We start from the raw sequence: 20,262 nt of genomic DNA, 5'->3' as shown, positions 1-20,262 counted from the left end.
ATTGTACAAACTTTATTATTTTAAAGCAAAAATATCCGCTGACCTTTCACTTTTTCCGAAAATTGCATGACCCTTCGTGTTTATATGAAGATTCGGATATTCTTTTTTTTAGATACATAAAGTGTTGTCGCACTAGGCACCAATTAACCTGGACATGAACATCCAAGCATTATCCATCCCAAAATGTCCTTGACAGTATTTTGTATATATAGTAAATTCAAAAGAAATTGAATAATCTAAACTCTTATCGAGAGAGGTAGAGGGAATGGCCCGATGACACCTCAGCAACCTTCATTTGTTTCAAACCAATGAAAAGGTGCTAATTCCACAAGTTTGTGAACTTGGAAGATAAGAAGAATGACTCGTCCTTACTTAATCAAAGTCTTCTTCTTAAAGAAGACTTTTTTTTATTTTATATAACTCAAAGGAGCAGTGAAAACCATGTACAAAACTGAAACATATCTTGCTCAATTAGGAAACCGCAGCGAAACGGCGACAGGAACAGTCAATCCGCCAGTATACTTTTCAACAGCTTTTCGCCATGAAGGAATTGGCCAATCGACGGGATTCGACTACACAAGGACAGGTAATCCTACACGCCAATTATTGGAGCGTTCCATCGCCGATCTGGAAAAAGGCGACCAAGGTTATGCCTGCAGTTCAGGAATGGCCGCCATTTCCACTATCCTTGCCCTTTTTAAATCAGGTGATGCCTGGATTGTCAGCGAAGATCTTTATGGTGGTACATATCGTCTGTTAGAACAAGGTTTTAAAAAATGGGGATTGCAGTGTGACTATGTAAACACTTGTTGTTTGGAGGATATAGAAAAAGCCATCACTCCTCACACGAAAGCCATCTTCATCGAAACTCCCACTAACCCTCTTATGCAGCAAACGGACATTAGCGCTGTTGCCGCATTGGCCAAACAAAATAATTTACTATTGATCGTTGATAATACTTTTTACACGCCTCTTATTCAACAACCCATCCTGCTTGGAGCGGATATCGTGATTCACAGTGCAACCAAGTATCTCGGTGGTCATAATGATGTGCTCGCCGGACTGATCGTTGCTAGCGGCGCTGAATTATGTGATGCACTAGCCTTCCATCATAATGGTACCGGAGCTGTCTTGAGCCCCTTTGATTCTTGGCTATTGATGCGTGGAATGAAAACCTTGGCATTGCGGATGGAGCGTCATGAAAAGAATGCCAAAATACTTGTAGGTTACTTGTCGGAACATGATTGTGTCACGGACGTATTGTATCCCGGCAAAGGCGGCATGATTTCATTCCGTATCATTGATGAATCGGCGGTCAACCCCTTTTTACAATCGCTCTCATTAATTTCCTTTGCAGAAAGCCTTGGAGGGGTTGAAAGCTTTATCACCTATCCTGCCACACAAACGCATGCCGATATACCGCTTGAAGTCAGAACGGCAAATGGAGTTTGTAATCGCCTGCTCCGCTTCTCCGTTGGCATCGAGGATAGCGATGATTTGATTCAGGACTTGCAGCAAGCATTCGCACATGTAAAAAGGGAGGCGCTACGATGACAGGTCATGATTTTAGCTTTGAAACGAAATTACTTCATAATCAGCATAAATTCGATCCGGCAACGGGCGGTGTGAGCGTCCCCATTCAGCATGCATCGACTTTCCATCAATCCGATATCGATCAATTTGGCAAATATGATTACAGCAGAAGCGGGAACCCGACTCGCGAAGCACTTGAAGACATCATTGCCGAACTTGAGGAAGGCACTCACGGCTTTGCTTTTTCTTCAGGTATGGCTGCCATTTCAACAGCCTTCCTGCTATTGTCTGCCGGGGATCATATCGTCATTTCCGAAGATGTTTACGGCGGAACATTCAGGATGGTCACAAGCGTATTGACTCGTTTCAATATTGAGCATACCTTCGTGGACATGACGGACCTTGAAAGCGTCAAAGCTGCCGTTCAGCCAAATACCAGGGCAATCTATATCGAAACGCCTTCAAATCCGTTACTTAAAGTGACCGATATTCAAGCCGTATGTGATATCGCCAAAAAAGCTGGTGCCTTAAGTTTTGTTGATAACACATTCTTGACCCCGGCATTGCAAAAACCGTTGAATCTGGGCGCTGATGTTGTCCTTCATAGCGCGACGAAGTTTTTATCCGGACATAGTGATGTGGTAGCTGGGCTTGCGGTAGTGAAAGATCCGGAATTGGCCGCAAGACTCGGTTCGCTCCAAAACTCCTTTGGAGCGGTCCTTGGTGTCCAGGATGCCTGGCTTGTAATGAGAGGTTTGAAAACCTTATCAGTTAGAATGGAACATTCACAAAAAGGGGCAGAAAAGATTGCAGCCTACTTAAAGGAACAGCCATTGGTGAAAAAAGTGTATTATCCCGGCCTTTCCGATCATCCACAGCACGCCATCCAGAAAGGCCAGTCACTTGGAGCGGGGGCGGTCCTATCATTTGAATTGGAAAGTGAGGAAGTCTTCCGTTCTTTCGTGAACACTGTCGAGCTCCCTGTTTTTGCCGTAAGCCTTGGAGCGGTCGAATCTATTTTATCTTACCCAGCCAAAATGTCCCATGCCGCCATGCCTGATGATGAAAGGGAAAAGCGAGGCATCACGAACAGCTTGCTCCGCCTCTCTGTCGGACTTGAAAATCCGGACGATTTAATAAAGGACTTCGATGCAGCCCTCCTTAATATTGCCAAAGGGGAAGCAGTTGCTGCAAAATGATTTCAGGATGGGTGCCTCATGATTATGGGCACCCTTTTCCTTAGCATCATTATTAACTCTTTTTCAAACCCAGTCATAAAAAAAGACCATCGATTTCCCGATGGCCTGACTCTCATTTCTTCATATTATATTTATCCAGGAAGCGATCCACCCGTCCGCCTTTTTCAGCAAACTTCTGCTTTCCGGTATAAAAAGGGTGCGTATCTGAACTGATTTCCACTTTTAATAATGGATACGTTTGGCCGTCTTCCCACTCGATCGTTTCATTTGACGTTTTCGTGGAGCCCGTCAAAAATTTATACCCACTGTTGGTATCCATGAATACCACTTGTCGATAATCTGGATGAATTTCTTGTTTCACTATAATCACCTCATCGTCTGTATAGGTATATCTTAAACGTAATGATTACTATTATCAACATTTTTGCTTGAGGGTGCCGATTACGACACCCTCATTATAGTTTGGTCTTGATTATCCATCCTTATTCTGTGTTCAGCCAGCCATGCCTTTATGCGGACCAGCCTGCAGTTCATACATTTTATAATACTTCCCTTTTAACTCCATTAATTCTTCATGTGTACCTTGCTCAGCAATCCGCCCTTTATCCAGTACAAGAATTTGGTCGGCATTTTTTATCGTGGAAAGTCTATGGGCAATGATGAAGGTCGTTCTCCCTTTTTTCAGCACTTCCATTCCCTCCTGGATAATTGCCTCTGTTTCAGTATCGATGCTTGCTGTCGCTTCATCCAAAATCAATATCGCCGGATTGAATGCAAGAGCACGTGCAAAAGAGATTAGCTGCCGCTGTCCGGAAGACAATGTTCCCCCTTTTTCGATCACAGGTTCATCCAACCCTAAAGGAAGATGCTTCAGCACTTTGTCCCCCCCTACATCTCTTAATGATTTTTCAACCATTTCCCTTGTGATGCCTTTATGATTCAGACTGATATTGGAAGCGATGGTGCCAGTAAATAAATAGGGATCCTGAAGGACGATTCCCATATGCTCCCTAAGTGTCTGATGGGGGATATCCAATATATTCGTGCCATCGATTTTGATTTGACCTTCACTACTGTCATAAAAACGGAACAATAAATTCATTATGGAACTTTTTCCTGACCCAGTATGGCCAACTAAAGCGACCGTTTCCCCTTGTTTAGCGGAGAAGGAAATGTCCCATAACACATATTCATTATCTTTATAACCAAAAGAAACATTTTCGAATTGCACATTTCCTTTGTATCTGGACATGTTTTCATCACTGACTGCCAATCCCTGCTCATCCAATAAACTGAATGCCCGCTCCCCTGCAACAAGTGCCTGTTCAAGGTTAGCGAACTGATTGACGATTCCGTGAAGCGGATGAAGCAGGCGGCTGATCAAATCAACAATTGCATACATCATCCCTAAAGAAATGGCTGAACTCGCTGTAAGGGAAATCCCGCCGAAATACCAGACAAATGCCATTAGCGCCAAAACCTTAATGACCCCGATCAAGTTTCCACCCGTCAACGAATTCAAATGGAGCATTTTATTTTGATAGGAATAATGCTCCCGGTTCAGATTTTCAAAAGATTGCTTTGTCTCCTTTTCACGTCCAAATGCCTGGATGATGCTCATTCCAGAAATGGATTCATTGATCATCCCATTAATATCGCTGACCCGTTCCCGAATGATGTGATTATATTTCGAGGCGAATTTGCGGTATACCACCGTCCAGATAACGATGATCGGAATAAGTAAAAGTCCAATGGTACCGACTCGTGGATCCAGAATATACAAAGCAATCAGAACCCCGAAGATATTAATCGTACTCGAGAAGAAGTTGGCGAGCACGGTTACATATAATTCCCGAATCGCTTCCGTATCATTTGTGACCCTGGCTACAACTTTACCCGCTGGCATATTATCGAAATAACGTATCGGCAGACGGGAAATATGAGTGAAAATATCATTTCGCATCTTCTGTATGATTCGGTTCGCCGCTTTCTGTAAATAAAAACTCTGCCCATATTGAAAAATGGAGGAAAGGATGACAAGACTAAAATAAAAAGCCACAAGCTTAATGATCCGCGGGATTTCCGGTTGGTAAAACCGCAGCACTTCCTGACTAGTCAATTTCACAGCTTGCGCATGTTGCACTTTCCCATCTTTCTTGATGGTCAACGATTGGTTCTCCAAGGTTCTGCGCCCCTCGGTAGGGACAGCTTCATTTACGAAGACAAATTGATTGCCCACCTGCAGAATATGGACTTCCCTGCCTTTCTTCTCACCTTTTGCAAAGTAATCGGCCCGTTTATACCAATTTCCATCATACTTGACAGCGTCTTTTCCTTTACCCGCTTCATACCAGGTAGATTCAATGCCAAGTATATGTGAATCGATGATTCTCTTTGCAACGAAAGGACCCGTTAAATCTGCGGCTACCGAAAGTGCCAGCATGATCAGGGCGCCAATGATCAATTTTTTATAAAGGGCAGCATAATTAAAAAGTCTCTTTACGACCTTCATGACTTCACCTCCGTTCCTTCGTCAACCTGCTGTCGTTCATATTGTTCTCTATACCAGCCATCCTTCTGCAGTAAATCCGCATGAGTCCCCTCTTCGATGATCTCTCCGCTGTCCAACACGATAATTCTGTCCGCATGCTGAACGGCTGATAAGCGATGAGTTGTGATGATCGTCGTTTTCCCTGCACGTTCATTTTGGATATTTTCGATGATTGTCGTTTCCGTTTTTGCATCAACAGCGGATAAGGAATCATCCAATATAAGGATTTCCGGATTTTTGATCAGTGCCCTGGCAATCGAGATCCTCTGCTTTTGCCCTCCAGATAGGGCGACACCCTTCTCACCGACGAGTGTCTCAAGACGGTTGGGCAGCATCATTAAGTCCTTCTCAAAATCCGCAAGCCGGATAGCATTATCCAGTTCCTCTTCCGTTGCATCCATTTTACCGAACAAGATGTTTTCCCTAACAGATTTCGAGAATAAAAAATGGTCCTGTGGAACGTACCCGATCCACTTACGAATATCTTCAAGGTTCAGTTGCTCCAACGGCATGCCTGCAAAAGCGATTTCACCTGTTCCTAATGGATATTCCCGCAGCAATTGCTTCACGAATGTCGTTTTTCCACTTCCCGTTTTCCCCACTATCCCCAATGTTTGACCACGCTCAAGCTGAACGGAAATATTGGATAGATTCACAACCGTTGAGGAAGGGTATGTAAAATGCACTGAATTGAATTGGATATTTCCAGGTTTTTGAATACTCTTCAGACCCAATGAATCTTTCACATCCGCTTCATATGAAAGGGTATCCTGAACACGATCTAGCGAAGCATTTCCCCTTTGCATGACATTGATCAGTTCACCCACCGCTATCATCGGCCAGATTAACATGCCTAGATACACATTGAACGAAACAAGTCCGCCAAGTGTTATGGCCTGCTGAAACACAAGATAAGCCCCGTAGCCCAACCCGATTAAATAACTGATGCCGATGATAATGCTGATTGTCGGATCAAAGAGGGCGTCGATTCTTGCCACGGCTAGATTTTTTCGATATACATCCTCTGTCATTTCATCAAATCGCTTTTCATCTTCCCGTTCCTGGACATAGGCCCGGATAACACGGACACCTGAAATGGATTCCAGGACCTTGTCATTTAAAGTACCAAAGGCTGCTTGTGCATCCGTAAATCGTTTGTAAATTTTCTTCACGTAAATTTGCATCATCACTGCCATGATCGGAAGCGGCAGCACCGCCGCAATCGTCAACTGCCAGCTGATCGTGGCTCCCATCATGACCACTACTGTAATGGTGAACAGCACCGCGTCAACGAGCGTCAATATCCCGAAACCAGCTGTGAGGGATATTGCCTTTAAATCATTGGTTGCCCTTGCCATTAAATCCCCTGTACGGTTTTTTTCATAAAAACTCGGCGTCATTTTCAGCAAATGGCCCATAAATCCGGACCTTAGCTTTCGTTCGACCAAGTTTCCGCCGCCGAATAACAGAAAACTCCATAAGTAACCAAATAGGTAACTGCCGATCAGTACCATGAGCAAATAAATAACGTATTTCATGACCCCTTCCTGTGTCATGCTGCCATTGTTCATATCATCGATGGCATTCCCGACAAGTTTTGGCGGGATAACCTCCAAGATATTCACTATACATAGAAATAAAATCGCCAAGGTGTAACGCTGCCACTGTTCTTTAAAGAACCAGGACAGCTTTTTAAAAATCGCAAACATGAATTCCCCTCCCTTTTGGTCAAACCTTTCACTCGCTAACCGCTTTCTTGATCTCCCGGCTGCAATAAAACTTCCAATGTCTTTCGTCTCATTTTAAAATTCCTCCTATCTTTCTTTTATATGGAAAGGATGCTAATGCACCTGTATTCCAAATGTAAAAAAGCCCCCGCCAATTAGCGGAAGCTTATTTAGATGCGTTATAACACATATAAAAGCGCAGGCCGCGAAAATTCCACAACCTGCGCTTTAAAATGATCAATGAACATGTCGGATCCCTTGTCTAGAAAGACAAGGTCCCAGGGCAGGCGGACGTATGATATTCGATTATGACATCATTGTGCTTAACTGATTTAGTCATGACGTTCGCCTCCTTTTTCATTAATTAATGGAAATTTTTAACTTGTGTTTAAAGATTACTACGTTTGCATATTTTTGTCAATTGCGACTTTTCTAGATTATTGCTGGATAATCCTTTATTCTTATAAGAATGACGTAACCTAAGGAGGTTCAGCATATGCAATGGAGAAAATATATACTCCTGGCGGTTCCCTTTTTATTATCAGCCATTTTCATCTTATTTGCCGTACCGGTCCAATATAGATTTTTATCCTTCATTCCTGTGTTTCTTTTCTGGATAGTCTATTATATTTTATTGTACCTGGAAAAGAAGAAGAAAAGATGACATCACCTTGGGGGCGTTGCAAATGCAACGCCCCTTTCTTGACGGCTCTGCATATAATGGTCGAAAAACATTCGTGGTGATTGTATGCTCTCCCAATATTTGCAGAAGCTGTTGGGTAAACACCCTGCCAAAACAAACCCCATCATCGATGCCAAAAGATATGACACGCTAAAATCCCTTTTACACAAAGAGCTCTACCAGCCTTTTGATGAGTCAAAAGCGAAAATGTCAATCATCTCAAAACACTTAACGGAATGAAAGCCATTTTGTAGCATTAAGCCTCTTACTTTGAATATCCCATCCCCCATTTGGCAAGAATGGTTAGCAAAAAGAATGGGTGAAGTAAATGAGAGGTATTGTACTATTGAATCCACATTACAAAATCGGGGAATTACATACAGATGAAAGCTTTGCAATCCAAAAGATCGTGACGGACAAGTATATGGAAGGGAAGAATATTTCCCCGGTCATACTCAATCCGTATCAAATTCACCCTTATTACACCATCCCGCATGAACTTCTATTCAATTTACAAAGTAAAAAAACGGGTCAAATCGATTGCCTGGTGCTTCACTCCCTAGAAACGATCGAACGATTCAACTATATTTACCCTGAAAAATGGCTTGAGCTATGCGGATATTTCAAAGAGATTATCAGCGTCACGACTCAAGCTCCCGTTAGGAAATATGAAGCAAATTAATGCTTACTCATGGTACTTAAGTCATAGTGAATGGATTCCAAAGATTAAAGTCATTCATTGTTCATTCACTTTGTGAGCTCCTCTTTTTCACAGAAGCGCCTCATATGTACATCTTTCCTCCATGATGGTCGCTTTGCCGCTTCGCCCTCTCTTTATCTATTAAAACAACTTCGGACTCATTGGCCTTTATAGCAATTTTCCTAATTATAAGATTACTAGGAATTATATAACTTCAAAACATTCTTTTGGAAATATAGATAAATTTACGGATAAAGCATAGAAAAATAAGTTAATTTTATATATCATTGGAGATAGGAATTTTCTTATTTTTTACTTTTACTAGAAAGGAATGTTACTGATGGCCAAAGAAAAAAAGAAAAAAACCCCAATTCCTTTCCGGCTGAACTTCATGTTTTTTTTAATATTCATTTTATTTTCAAGCTTAATAATCCGGCTTGGCATCGTCCAAATCGTGTATGGGGATGATTACCTCCGGGAAGTGGACCGAACGGAAAACGATGTGGCCAATACCCCCGTTCCCCGTGGCAAGATGTATGACCGCAACTTGAATCCGGTCGTTGATAATGAGCCGCGCAATGCCATCACCTATACGAAATACCCGAATACGAAAACGGCCGATATGGTGAAGACAGCAGAGGTTCTTGCTACCTTGATAGAAAAAGATACCAAAAAGGTGACCCTGCCGGATAAAAAGGATTTTTGGATTTTAAAACATCCGAAAGAAGCAGATGCCTTGATCACCAAGGCCGAGAAGAAGAAAGTAATCGAAAAGAAATTGGAGCAAAAAGATTTATACAAACTTCAAATGGAACGGGTGACCGAAGAGGATATCAAGGAATTCACCAAGGATGAATTGGAAGTGATCGCCATCTTCCGGGAATTCAATAGCGGCTATGCCCTCGCACCGTCAATCGTGAAGAATAAAGATGTCACCACTAAGGAATTCGCCAGGGTCAGCGAACATTTGGATGAAATGCCAGGCGTGGATGTAACGACGGATTGGGAAAGGACCTATAAGTATGACGAGACCCTCCGCTCGGTTCTTGGCAAGGTCTCTTCTTCCGAAGAAGGCATTCCCAGTGAAAATATCGACTATTATCTTGCACGAGACTATACCAGGAATGACCGGGTCGGAAAAAGTTATATCGAAAAACAATATGAAGATGTCCTGCGCGGTCAAAAGACGCGGATTGAAAATGTGCTGAGCAAAGGGGAAGTCATCAATACGAATACCCTGACTGAAGGGCAAAGCGGAAAAGACTTGGTCCTGACAATTGATATGGAGCTGCAGCAACAGGTTGAAAAGATCATCGAGAGCGAATTGCGCAAAACCAAGGCTAGGGGAAATACCTACTTATTGGATCGGGCCTTCGTCGTTTTAATGGACCCGAATACAGGCGAGGTGCTTACGATGGCCGGCAGGCAATACGGCCGCAACAGTAAAACCGGATTGACCGAAATGAACGATTTCGCCCTTGGAAACATTACGACCTCCTATACGATGGGGTCATCTGTAAAAGGAGCTACGGTCTATACCGGCTTTCAGACAGGAGCCATCTCACCGGGGTCAGCTTTTTTTGACAGAAAACTCCTTTTAGCAGGGGCTCCTAAGAAAGGATCTTATAGTGATTTAGGTTATGTAACCGATGTCTCCGCGTTAAAGAAATCGTCGAATGTCTATATGTTCATGACGGCAATCAAAATTGCCGGCGGTCATTATATCCCTAACCGGCCGTTAGGAATCAACCGGGAAGCTTATTCAATCATGCGGAATCATTATGCCCAATTCGGCTTGGGTGTCCGTACCGGCATCGACTTGCCTAATGAATCAGTCGGATTTAAAGGCGTCGACATGTCTACAGATGGATTGCTGCTGGATTTATCGATTGGGCAGTATGATACATATACACCAATGCAATTGGCACAGTATGTTTCGACGATTGCAAATGGCGGAAAAAGGCTTGAGCCACATATGGTCAGGGAAATCAGGAATCCATCCAACGAACACAATGAATTGGGCAGCGTCTTTAAAACAATGAGTCCCAAAGTGTTAAACGATTTGGGCGGGAAAGACGTTTGGATGCAGCGTGTCCAGGAAGGATTCAGGCAGGTTGCCCAGGAGCCAGGCGGGACGGCATATAAATATTTTGGCGGGAAATCCTACCATGCGGCAGCAAAAACGGGGACTGCCGAGGCCTTTTACGACGGACCGCGGAGAAATCAATATAGTAAACCAGTGGATACCATTAATCTAACACTTGTAGGTTATGCACCTCACAATAATCCGGAAGTGGCATTCTCCGTCGTCGTGCCATGGGTGTATCAAGGCAAGCCCTCTGATGATATTAACAAACGGATCGGGCGGGACGTAATGGACGCCTACTTTAAATTGAAGGAAGATAGATTAGAAGGTAAGTCCGATTCAGACAAGGATGTAGAAAGCACTCAATGATAATTACAAAAAAAAGGCCCGCTCGATTACGAGCGGGCCTTTTTTTAAATCCCTTATTCAAGATTTTGAACGAATTCCTTATATAGGGCCCTTAGTGCATCTCCCCTGCTGATGATGCCGACGACTTTATCATTTTTGTCCACGACAGGGATTTTCTTGAAATGATGCTTGGAAAGGACCTTTATCAATTCATCTAACGGATCTTCGGGGGATAGCTTTGTAATCCTTTTATTTTTAATGATTCGTGCAACTTTATCATTCATTTTGGATGTAACCTTTTCATCCAATTCCTCACCGGGAAGAACCGTAATATAGGTGAAATAACCCATGATGGCTTCCTCAGCAGGTGTCAAATAACGAAGGATATCCCCGTCCGTCACCATTCCCAATAGCTTATCATGTTCATCCACGACCGGTACCCCGCCCACTTTATTTTCGATTAAGATTCGCAGAATTTCCTTTAATGTAAAATCAGGACGGGCTACATAGACTTCCCTTATCATGAAATCCTTGACTAACATATTACCACCCCTTTTTTATGTTTGTACGTTCTGTATTCATCTCTCTCCTCTAATAATACCCTTACTTACTCTATTTAAAAACCGTTGCCGCCTGAACTGCCTTTTTCCAGCCATTATATAAATCTTTTCTTTCCTGTTCTTCCATCCCTGGTTCGAATTTTTTATCGACTGCCCATAGCTTTGAAATCTCTTCCTGATCTTCCCAATACCCGACAGCGAGTCCAGCCAAATATGCCGCTCCTAACGCTGTCGTTTCACTAATAACCGGTCTTTCGACAGGGACATTCAGGAGACCGCTTTGAAATTCCATCAAGAAGTTGTTTTTGACAACCCCTCCATCGACCCTCAATGACTTTAGTTTAATCCCTGAATCGACTTCCATGGCGCTAAGGACATCTTTTGTCTGATAGGCCAATGCTTCCAATGTTGCCCGGACGAAATGCTCCTTCGATGTCCCCCTTGTCAGTCCGAATACAGCTCCCCTGACATCACTATCCCAGTAAGGGGTGCCTAATCCAACAAATGCGGGAACTACATAAACTCCATCCGCTGAAGTGACCCGCAAAGCATATTTTTCACTGTCTTTCGGATCATGCAAGAGTTTCAGCCCATCCCTTAACCATTGTATGGCCGAACCTGCGACAAAAATACTGCCTTCCAAGGCATATTCGACTTTTCCATTCAGCCCCCATGCAATCGTGGTCAACAGGCCATGCTCTGATTTCACTGCCTTTTCTCCTGTATTCATCAACATAAAGCATCCGGTTCCATACGTATTCTTGGCCATTCCTTTTTCGAAGCATTCTTGGCCGAACAAAGCTGCCTGTTGATCTCCAGCTGCTCCGGCAATCGGGATTTCGTGTCCAAAGAAATGGTGTGGCGCTGTTTTACCGTATATCTCTGATGAAGAGCGAACATCCGGGAGCATCGATTGCGGCACTTGCAGGATTTCCAACAGCTCTTCATCCCACTTCAGGTCATGAATGTTATACATCAGCGTCCTTGAAGCATTCGAATAATCGGTTATATGTGCCTTACCACCCGAAAGTTTCCATATCAGCCACGTATCGATCGTACCAAACAATAAGTCTCCGTTTTCTGCCTTTTCCCGTGCCCCATCTACATGGTCGAGAATCCATTTCACCTTCGTACCGGAAAAATAAGCATCAATCAACAAACCGGTTTTCTGCAAAAATAAGTCATCGAGACCCTCATCCTTCAATTGAGTGCAAATTTCACTTGTCTGCCGGGATTGCCAGACAATGGCATGATGGATCGGCTGACCTGTTTCCTTATCCCATACCACGGTCGTCTCCCGTTGATTCGTTATGCCAATTCCAGCGATTTGTTCCGGTTTTACATTCATTTCCGATAGACAGGAAGCGATTACCGATAGGATGGAACCCCAAATTTCATTGGCGTTATGCTCCACCCATCCAGGATTCGGGAAATATTGTGTGAATTCCTTTTGCGCAATATGCAAGACTTCCCCGCTTTTATTAAATAAAATGGCCCGCGAACTTGTCGTTCCCTGGTCCAATGATAATATGTAAGTCTCCATGGTTGTCTCCCCCCACACTTAAGATTACGTTGCATTTCAACTTAAGTGTCATGCTGTTTTTTCTTTCTTCATTTTACTAGATATACCCTTGAAAACAAAAAATATATAAATCACGGCGGGAAACTGAAAAATATTGGCAGGTTAAGAGTTTATCTTTTACAATGAAAATAAAGCGGATAGGAGGAATGGAAAATGAATAACCATGAAATAGATTTTAAAATATATGGTGATGACATGCAGTTTGTTGAAGTGGAATTGGACCCTCAGGAAACGGTGATTGCCGAAGCTGGAAGTTTAATGATGATGGAAGATCGAATCAAGATGGAAACCATCTTTGGCGATGGGTCTTCGAATGGTGACAGCGGAATGATGGGTAAGCTATTCGGTGCCGGGAAACGGCTCCTTACTGGTGAGAGTCTTTTCATGACGGCTTTTACGAATGAAGGACGAGATAAAAAACACGTTTCATTCGCCTCGCCTTATCCAGGTAAAATCATCCCGATGGATTTAAGCGAGCTAGGCGGGAAAATCATATGTCAAAAAGACGCTTTCCTGGCGGCAGCAAAAGGCGTTTCGGTCGGAATTGAGTTTCAGAGAAAAATAGGGGCAGGCTTCTTTGGCGGTGAAGGCTTCATCATGCAAAAACTTGAAGGAGATGGGATGACCTTCGTTCATGCCGGCGGCACGATCCATAAAAAGGAATTGTCAACAGGAGAGATTTTACGCGTCGATACAGGATGTTTAGTGGCAATGACTAGCGGGGTAGATTATAATATTGAAACTGTAAAAGGCGTGAAAACCGCTTTATTCGGAGGCGAAGGTTTATTCTTTGCAACATTAAAAGGGCCCGGAACCGTGTGGGTGCAATCATTGCCATTCAGCCGGCTTGCCAGCCGTGTATTTGCTGCAGCTCCGCAAAATGGAGGATCATCCGAAGAAGGCAGCGTAGCTAGAGGCTTATTCAATTTATTCAATGATAAATAAGAACCGACCAATGGCTGCCACCCTGGCAGTCATTGATCTCTTTTGAAAAGGATGGGTAGCTACATGCAGCTTGTTAAGTGGTCCTACATGAGACGCTATAATATCAGGGCAATTTTTGATAAATTCCCGAATTCGCCTGTTATTTTCCGAAAAATAAGAGATTACTATTTTGTTTATACCGTTCACTGGACAGCTGCCGATGCCCCTATCGGCATAAAGGAGCTTGAAGAAATGGAACAGCTGCTCAACCGTGAGCTCGGAACTGAACTGCAATATCTCTATCGGAAAAAATGAGTTACTCCTCGTACATCATTTTTCTTGTCATGCCTCCATCGACGATAAGATCCGCACCCGTAACGAAATCATTTTCCGTTGCCGTCAAATAAAGACAGGCCCTTGCAATGTCTTCCGGCATACCAACCCGATTGGAAAAATGCTGCTGATGATCCTTATCCCTCAGCGAGTCATAATCTCCCGTTTCAATCCAGCCCGGAGAAATCGAATTGACCGTAATTTTCTCTTTGCCTAAAGAAGCGGCAAGTGCATGTGTCAGTGCTTTGATCCCTCCTTTTGTCGCTGCATAGGATTCCGATTCCGGCTCAGACATTATCGCTCTGGTTGATGCTATATTGATGATTGCACCTCCCTGTTCATTTTTCCGCATCGATTCTGCCGCTGCCCGGGAACAAAGGAAAACACTGCGCAAATTCGTATTCATCATATCGTCCCAATCCTCAATCGTCAGATCATAAAGCGATTTGAATAATGCCTTTCCTGCATTATTGATTAATATATCAATGGTCTTATATGTTTTTAAAGTTACATCCATCAAATGTTGGATGTCATCCTCCTTGCGTACATCCGTTTTAACGAACATAGCTTCATGACCGTTACTTTTGAGCTCTTCCACATACAGAACACCTTCCCGCTCGTCCAAATCTGCGAGAACGACAGCAGCGCCGCTTTCTGCATATCCCTTTGCCACGCCTCTCCCTATACCATTCGAAGCGCCTGTTACAATCACCGTCTTATTTGTGAATCCCATTATTCCATCCCCACTCTCACAGATTTGTCACTATCATATTATCCAATTCGCTTCATTTCAAACATTTCCGCGCCTGATCAATTAATCCTTTTCCTTATCATCAAAAATCTGCAGAACCCTTATATTTTTGTAGCGGCCTTAAAGTGATGTATGATAGATAGTAACAACAAGAATGAACCACAGTGAAAGGCATCCGCCATTATCTTTCTTACAGAGTGAAAATTTTAATTGGAGGAATGTAAAAATGGACTTATTAAAAAATGTGTTTTCTTTAGGATTAGGTGCTGCCGCTGCTACAAAAGAGCAAATTGAAAAAGCAGTGGACTCTCTTGTGAAAAAAGGCGATATCTCAAAAGAAGACTCCAAGGTTCTTATTAAGCAATGGGTCGAAAAAGGGGAACAAGCCCAAAAGCAGCTGGATGATTCCGTCAAGGCCAAAGTCAACCAAGCGCTCAATGGCCTAAACTTGGCAACTAAAGAAGAAGTTCAGGAATTGGAGCGCCGTATCGCGATTTTGGAAAAACAGAACCAAAACATACAATCCTGATCAGGAGGTACTTGAATGTTTCGCAAGCGACTGAAACACGCACATCGTTACCAAGAAATCATTAATGCCTTCTTGAAAAATGGTTTTGGTTACTTCATCTATCGTCTGGGATTATCCGAGAGCAAAGCTGCATCGAAACTCCAACCTGATGAAAACCTGAACCTCCGCTCCATTGGGGAGAGGCTGCATACGATATTACAAAGCTTGGGACCTACATTCATAAAACTTGGTCAGATTGCAAGTACGAGGCGTGATTTCGTTCCTGAAGAAATCGTCCGCGAACTTGAAAAGCTACAGGACCAAGTCACCCCCTTTCCATTTGAGAGGGTTCGCAAAATTGTCGAAGCCGAATTGGGTGATTCTTTGGAAAACCTTTTTCTTGAATTTCATGAAACCCCACTGGCAACCGCTTCGATCGGTCAGGTCCACACGGCACGGCTTCCATCACAGGAAGTCGTAGCAATCAAAGTGCAGCGGCCCGATATCCTGCCGATTGTGGAAACGGATTTGGAAATTCTCGATGATTTGGCAAGACTAATGGAAGCACGCATATCTTGGGCAAGACGCTACCAAATCAGAAAAATGATTGATGAATTCGCTAAATCACTCCGTGCAGAACTCGATTATAACTCCGAGGGTCGAAACGGGGAAAGAATAGCCAAGCAATTCATCGATGATCAAGGGTTTAAGGTACCAAGGATCCATTGGGAATTTTCCACAAAAAGGGTCCTGACGATGGATTTCATTCAAGGAATTAAGATCAATCATTATAAACAGCTTGATGATGAAGGTTATGATCGCCGGAAAATCGCGGAAAGATTAGCGAATTCCATGCTTCAGCAAATATTGATCGATGGCTTCTACCACGGCGATCCCCACCCTGGCAATATCATCATTTTGCCAGGGAATGTCGTCGCACTTATGGATTTCGGAATGGTGGGACGGTTGGAGGAAGAGACGAAGTTTCAGTTCGCCTCGCTTGTCATCAATTTGAAACGCGGCAGCACCAATGGATTGATCAAGACGCTTTCAGAGATGGGCCTCCTGACGGACGAAATCGACATGGCCCCATTAAGAGGGGATATCGATGAACTTCGAAATAAATATTATGATATCCCATTGAGCCAAATCAGCCTAGGCGGAGCTGTCAATGACCTGTTCACGGTTGCCAATCGGCATCAAGTCCAAATCCCTCCCGAATTCACGATGCTCGGCAAGGCTTTGCTTACCATGGAGGCCATTGTCGAAGGATTAGATCCGAATTTCAGCATTATGAAGGCAGCTGAACCTTTTGGAGAAAGGCTTTTTAAGGAACGCTACAACCCCAAGAACATTGCGAAGAACGCCTGGAATCAATTCATCGAGTCTGCTGAAGCCATTGCCAAATTGCCAAAGGATATCAGGGAAGTGACAGGTATCATTAAAAAAGGAAAATTACGGCTTGATATCAACATTCCCGAACTCCAAGTGTTTTTACATAAGCTTGATCAAATCTCGAACCGGCTGTCTTTCAGCATTATCCTGCTAGCATTCAGTATAATCATGGTCGGTCTCATTATCGGCTCTGCAATAGGCGGGGAAACCTTGATCCTATGGAAGATACCGGTTATCGAGATTGGATTTGTCGTTGCAACCCTAATGTTCTTACTTATGCTCTACACCATTTTCAGATCCGGAAAAATGTAAACTTACGAAAAATGGGTTCGGATTGATTCCCGAACCATGATTTTAAAACATGACTAGGGTATCACCCATGTTTTTACTGTTATATAAATGAAACCCTCGTTTAATTGAAGAAGATGTAACGATACACCTGTTGAGGCTTGGCTCAACCCGAGGAAAAGAAGCTGATTTCTTAAGGCTCCTTTCGTAAAGATTGTTGTTTTTAAAAACTAAACGATTTAAGGTTGATTGGAGCGCAAGGCGAGACTCCTGCGGGAGCAGCGGGATAGGTGAGACCCCACAGGCTTTTACGCCGAGGAGGCTCACCGCCCGCCCCGCGGAAAGCGAGCATCTGGAGGGGAAATCAACCACACCGCTTTACTTGGTAAATAGCAACAAAGTATGCGAAAACAGCCTTTCTTAAAGCAAGTTTGCCAATAGTCTGAAGGGAACCCTTATAGTAAGGGAATTCCCTTTTTTCTTGCTGTCATTCATTCGTTATTTATCCGACGTTCATAAGAGACGGCATACGCACTATGGCGAAAATGCAAAATTCGGTCTTCCGAGCATTCGATTCCTTCAGGAATATTGGTTGGATCAAACATTAAAGTATCTTTAAACAATGGCGTTTTTCTGGAAATCATTAAATGCCCTATCGTGATTACCTGTTTATCTTCCGACCAAGCTGCGGTTGGATCATCAGTCGGGTCATTTTCCCCTCCTATTTGGATGTTCAATTTAAAGCCCACCGGACCATGCTTGAGCCTATCTTCCATTTCTTCATCCAGATACTCCGGCGAATGCTTGGCCACCTCCTTTTTTTCTAGCATACTAAGGCCGGCATCAGGTATCCACTCGTACTTGATTGCCTGCCGCCTTCCTTCCGAGTTAATGAAATAAAATGCATGAATGGAGTAATATTGACACGTTGAGAAACTGGCTGGAGAACGCATTTCTTTAAGCATTTGCAGGCTTGCCTTGCTTTCAGGGTATTTCCAAAGGATTTTTGCAAGCTCTTTCAGATTGGGGAAACCTTCTTTGGCAGACTTGAAAAAGTCAGCCATATCAACAAACGCTTCCGGTGTTTTCGCAAAGAATAACGGAATGGTCACAGTAATAAGATCTGATTCTTCTCCATTCGGCAATTGAAACTTGACGGCCATGCCCTTTACAGGGGAAATCGCATCGGGATGGCTTGGAACCGGCGAGCTATTTGAAAACCGAATGACCACCGGCACAGCTTCATCCTGAAGATGCGGAGCCACCGTTAATGGGGACGCTTTTCCGTTTGGGGTAAAAACCCCTTCATAAACATATCCCCTTGCATGCGCACGCCGATAACCAGGATGTGTTCCAGCTACATTTTCAATCACATTAACTGCTTCCCTGGCTAGTTCAGGTTTAAAGTCGTCCGTTCCCTCCATGATATCTCACCCCACCTTTTCAGATTTGAATCCATTATTACATGTACCCCTTATTCCAATAGCTTATTCTTATTGAATCGCCGAAAACATTGATCGCCAAAAAACGCCTGGAATTATCCAGGCGCTGCACACATCATGTTAGAAAAAAATACTCATTCCAGCTCCCGCTCCACCTTTGAAAGAATCACATGGGAAACCGTTGCCGCAAACGGAATGGTCCGATTGATGAATTCCTCCACTTCTTCAAGGCTCTCACTATGGATTTTCAGCATAAAACAAGCCCGCCCGGCAATTCGATAACAAAAGTCAACATTCGGCACCTTGGAGATATACTTTTTGAATTTCTCATATTCCCCATTTTTTATCGTTGCTTCCACGATACACTCAATTGGAAAACCGATCTTTTTATGATCAATCTCGGCAACATACCCTTTAATGATCCCGAACGACTCCATTTGCCGTACCCGTTCGGCAACGGTGGGAGCGGAGAGGTTTACTTTCCTTGCCAATTCCCTCATGGAAATCCGGCTATTCAACGTTAATTCAGCAAGGATGTTCTGGTCTTTTTCATCAATTTTCATTCCACAAATATTCTCCTTCTTTTCTTTACACTTATTCATTATTAATCCATATTGCTTTACAAATGGAATTAAAACTCCTGGATTTTTATATTAGTATTATCTCAAAGGAGAGATGTTCATGACAAGAATAAAAAAATCATCGCAGGGATCCAGTCCATTTCAAAGATTATTTCATTCTGAAGAGATTTCGCATAAATGGTCGGACCTCTCAGATTGCATATCTGCAGATGGGAAACTTTCAAAGAAGTTAAAGGAAAACGTCAGAAGAGTTCTGGCATATGGTAATGGCTGCTCATATTGTCAGGCAAAAGGGATTCCACTAAAGCCGGAAGATATGAAAGAAAGCTATGCAATCGCCTTTGCGGAAGTATTCCTCCTACAACGTGAAAAAACGGAGGAAAAGTTTTTCCAAGTATTGAAGGAGACATTCAGTGATGAAGAGATTTCTGAACTATTGGCATTCATTTGTTTTACAACGGCCCAGCAATATTTCGGGGCTTTGATGGATTTATAATAGCAAAAAAAGGAACAGGCACCGTGCCTCGTTCCTTTCTTTAAACCTTCATTGGTTTCCATGCAAACCCATTTACAAGGATCGATTGAAATTCCACCTAGGATTTCGCACCATGATCCTCCATTTCATTGATCCTAGGAAGGATGGAGCGTGAAGGTACCGGGGATGTCAAAACGACGGATGTATTCAGATGTCCATATGGTATTAATCGATCTATCAGTAATCTCATGCTGTCCATATCAGACAAAGCGGCTTTCAAGAAATATCCAACAGTTCCTGTTACACGGTGGCACTCGATAATGTCTAAATCATTTTTCACCAATTCCTCAAAATCGGAAACTGGAACCTTAAGTTCACTCACCTGAATGTACACTAGTACCCCCCTTCCTATTGCCAGGGGTGAAATCCTTGCGCTGAACCCCTCAATGATCCCCTTTTCTTGCAGGCGATACATACGTTCAGAGATGCTAGGTCGACTGAGAGCCAATTTCTTCGAGAGTTCACTAATCGTAATGCGTCCATCCTTTTGTAAAAGTTCCAGTAAATTGACATCTATTTCATCCATGAAGAAACCAC

The 20,262-nt window shown here is 43.2% G+C and carries 19 protein-coding genes and 1 riboswitch; of the genes, 10 read left to right on the top strand and 9 right to left on the bottom strand.

Annotation, left to right across the window (positions count from 1 at the left end):
* Positions 1-241: 241 nt before the first annotated feature.
* Positions 242-355: riboswitch (SAM riboswitch) on the top strand.
* 86 nt (positions 356-441) lie between these two features.
* Together ACFRAK_RS08270 and metC are read left to right on the top strand one after the other, a co-directional pair.
* Entirely contained in the window at positions 442-1,554 is a 1,113-nt protein-coding gene (locus ACFRAK_RS08270) for a methionine biosynthesis PLP-dependent protein (RefSeq protein WP_394571575.1), read from the top strand.
* Positions 1,551-2,732: a cystathionine beta-lyase gene (gene metC / locus ACFRAK_RS08265; RefSeq protein ID WP_394571574.1), complete on the top strand. Its 1,182-nt coding sequence runs from the start codon at positions 1,551-1,553 to the stop codon at positions 2,730-2,732. The genes ACFRAK_RS08270 and metC overlap by 4 nt, the downstream gene beginning before the upstream one ends.
* Before the next feature lie 112 nt (positions 2,733-2,844).
* On the opposite strand, the gene ACFRAK_RS08260 is transcribed toward metC, so the two are convergent.
* The 3 genes from ACFRAK_RS08260 to ACFRAK_RS08250 form a co-directional block, all read right to left on the bottom strand.
* Entirely contained in the window at positions 2,845-3,093 is a 249-nt protein-coding gene (locus ACFRAK_RS08260; RefSeq protein WP_061461980.1) for a type B 50S ribosomal protein L31, read from the bottom strand.
* A 132-nt stretch (positions 3,094-3,225) separates the two neighbouring features.
* Entirely contained in the window at positions 3,226-5,244 is a 2,019-nt protein-coding gene (locus ACFRAK_RS08255) for an ABC transporter ATP-binding protein (RefSeq protein WP_394571573.1), read from the bottom strand.
* The gene (locus ACFRAK_RS08250; RefSeq protein ID WP_394571571.1) at positions 5,241-6,992 is read right to left on the bottom strand and encodes an ABC transporter ATP-binding protein; all 1,752 of its coding nucleotides are present in this window, start codon (positions 6,990-6,992) and stop codon (positions 5,241-5,243) included. The genes ACFRAK_RS08255 and ACFRAK_RS08250 overlap by 4 nt, the downstream gene beginning before the upstream one ends.
* 514 nt (positions 6,993-7,506) lie before the next feature.
* Between ACFRAK_RS08250 and ACFRAK_RS08245 the strand changes: the two genes are divergently transcribed.
* The 3 genes from ACFRAK_RS08245 to ACFRAK_RS08235 all read left to right on the top strand — a co-directional run bounded on the left by ACFRAK_RS08245 (position 7,507) and on the right by ACFRAK_RS08235 (position 10,847).
* Entirely contained in the window at positions 7,507-7,674 is a 168-nt protein-coding gene (locus tag ACFRAK_RS08245; protein ID WP_192203600.1) for a hypothetical protein, read from the top strand.
* A 346-nt stretch (positions 7,675-8,020) separates the two neighbouring features.
* Positions 8,021-8,374, top strand: coding sequence for a hypothetical protein (locus ACFRAK_RS08240; protein WP_192203598.1), 354 nt, complete (start codon positions 8,021-8,023; stop codon positions 8,372-8,374).
* A 358-nt stretch (positions 8,375-8,732) separates the two neighbouring features.
* Positions 8,733-10,847 carry a peptidoglycan D,D-transpeptidase FtsI family protein gene (locus ACFRAK_RS08235; protein ID WP_394571569.1) on the top strand — a complete coding sequence of 705 codons (2,115 nt, stop codon included), beginning with the start codon at positions 8,733-8,735 and terminating at the stop codon, positions 10,845-10,847.
* Between the two features lie 53 nt (positions 10,848-10,900).
* Here the strand turns inward: ACFRAK_RS08235 and ACFRAK_RS08230 are convergent, their stop codons facing one another.
* On the bottom strand, positions 10,901-11,368 hold the full coding sequence (locus ACFRAK_RS08230) for a CBS domain-containing protein (RefSeq protein WP_192203595.1): 468 nt from the start codon (positions 11,366-11,368) through the stop codon (positions 10,901-10,903).
* 70 nt (positions 11,369-11,438) lie between these two features.
* Positions 11,439-12,929, bottom strand: coding sequence for a glycerol kinase GlpK (glpK, locus tag ACFRAK_RS08225; RefSeq protein ID WP_394571568.1), 1,491 nt, complete (start codon positions 12,927-12,929; stop codon positions 11,439-11,441).
* 192 nt (positions 12,930-13,121) lie between these two features.
* On the opposite strand from glpK, the gene ACFRAK_RS08220 reads away from it, so the two are divergent.
* Complete coding sequence (locus ACFRAK_RS08220; RefSeq protein WP_394571567.1) at positions 13,122-13,913, top strand: TIGR00266 family protein; 792 nt, start codon at positions 13,122-13,124, stop codon at positions 13,911-13,913.
* Between the two features lie 63 nt (positions 13,914-13,976).
* A complete protein-coding gene (locus ACFRAK_RS08215) occupies positions 13,977-14,207 on the top strand; it encodes a hypothetical protein (protein WP_387596524.1) in 231 nt (76 codons plus the stop codon).
* A 1-nt stretch (position 14,208) separates the two neighbouring features.
* Here the strand turns inward: ACFRAK_RS08215 and ACFRAK_RS08210 are convergent, their stop codons facing one another.
* Complete coding sequence (locus ACFRAK_RS08210) at positions 14,209-14,958, bottom strand: SDR family NAD(P)-dependent oxidoreductase (protein WP_387596527.1); 750 nt, start codon at positions 14,956-14,958, stop codon at positions 14,209-14,211.
* A gap of 244 nt (positions 14,959-15,202) precedes the next feature.
* On the opposite strand from ACFRAK_RS08210, the gene ACFRAK_RS08205 reads away from it, so the two are divergent.
* Complete coding sequence (locus ACFRAK_RS08205) at positions 15,203-15,505, top strand: phasin family protein (RefSeq protein WP_260284516.1); 303 nt, start codon at positions 15,203-15,205, stop codon at positions 15,503-15,505.
* 15 nt (positions 15,506-15,520) lie between these two features.
* Positions 15,521-17,191: an ABC1 kinase family protein gene (locus ACFRAK_RS08200; RefSeq protein WP_394571565.1), complete on the top strand. Its 1,671-nt coding sequence runs from the start codon at positions 15,521-15,523 to the stop codon at positions 17,189-17,191.
* 467 nt (positions 17,192-17,658) lie between these two features.
* Here the strand turns inward: ACFRAK_RS08200 and ACFRAK_RS08195 are convergent, their stop codons facing one another.
* Entirely contained in the window at positions 17,659-18,591 is a 933-nt protein-coding gene (locus tag ACFRAK_RS08195) for a catalase family peroxidase (protein WP_394571563.1), read from the bottom strand.
* 152 nt (positions 18,592-18,743) lie between these two features.
* Positions 18,744-19,172: an Lrp/AsnC family transcriptional regulator gene (locus ACFRAK_RS08190; RefSeq protein WP_387596536.1), complete on the bottom strand. Its 429-nt coding sequence runs from the start codon at positions 19,170-19,172 to the stop codon at positions 18,744-18,746.
* Positions 19,173-19,290: 118 nt separating this feature from the next.
* Here ACFRAK_RS08190 and ACFRAK_RS08185 point away from each other — a divergent pair, with 118 nt between their 5' ends.
* Entirely contained in the window at positions 19,291-19,686 is a 396-nt protein-coding gene (locus ACFRAK_RS08185) for a carboxymuconolactone decarboxylase family protein (RefSeq protein WP_192203587.1), read from the top strand.
* 97 nt (positions 19,687-19,783) lie between these two features.
* Here the strand turns inward: ACFRAK_RS08185 and ACFRAK_RS08180 are convergent, their stop codons facing one another.
* A complete protein-coding gene (locus ACFRAK_RS08180; RefSeq protein ID WP_387596540.1) occupies positions 19,784-20,251 on the bottom strand; it encodes an Lrp/AsnC family transcriptional regulator in 468 nt (155 codons plus the stop codon).
* Positions 20,252-20,262: the final 11 nt, after the last annotated feature.

The organism is Peribacillus sp. NPDC056705, from assembly GCF_043656335.1.
Note: the sequence above shows the minus strand (reverse complement) of the source record. Positions and strands in the feature narration are given on the sequence as shown.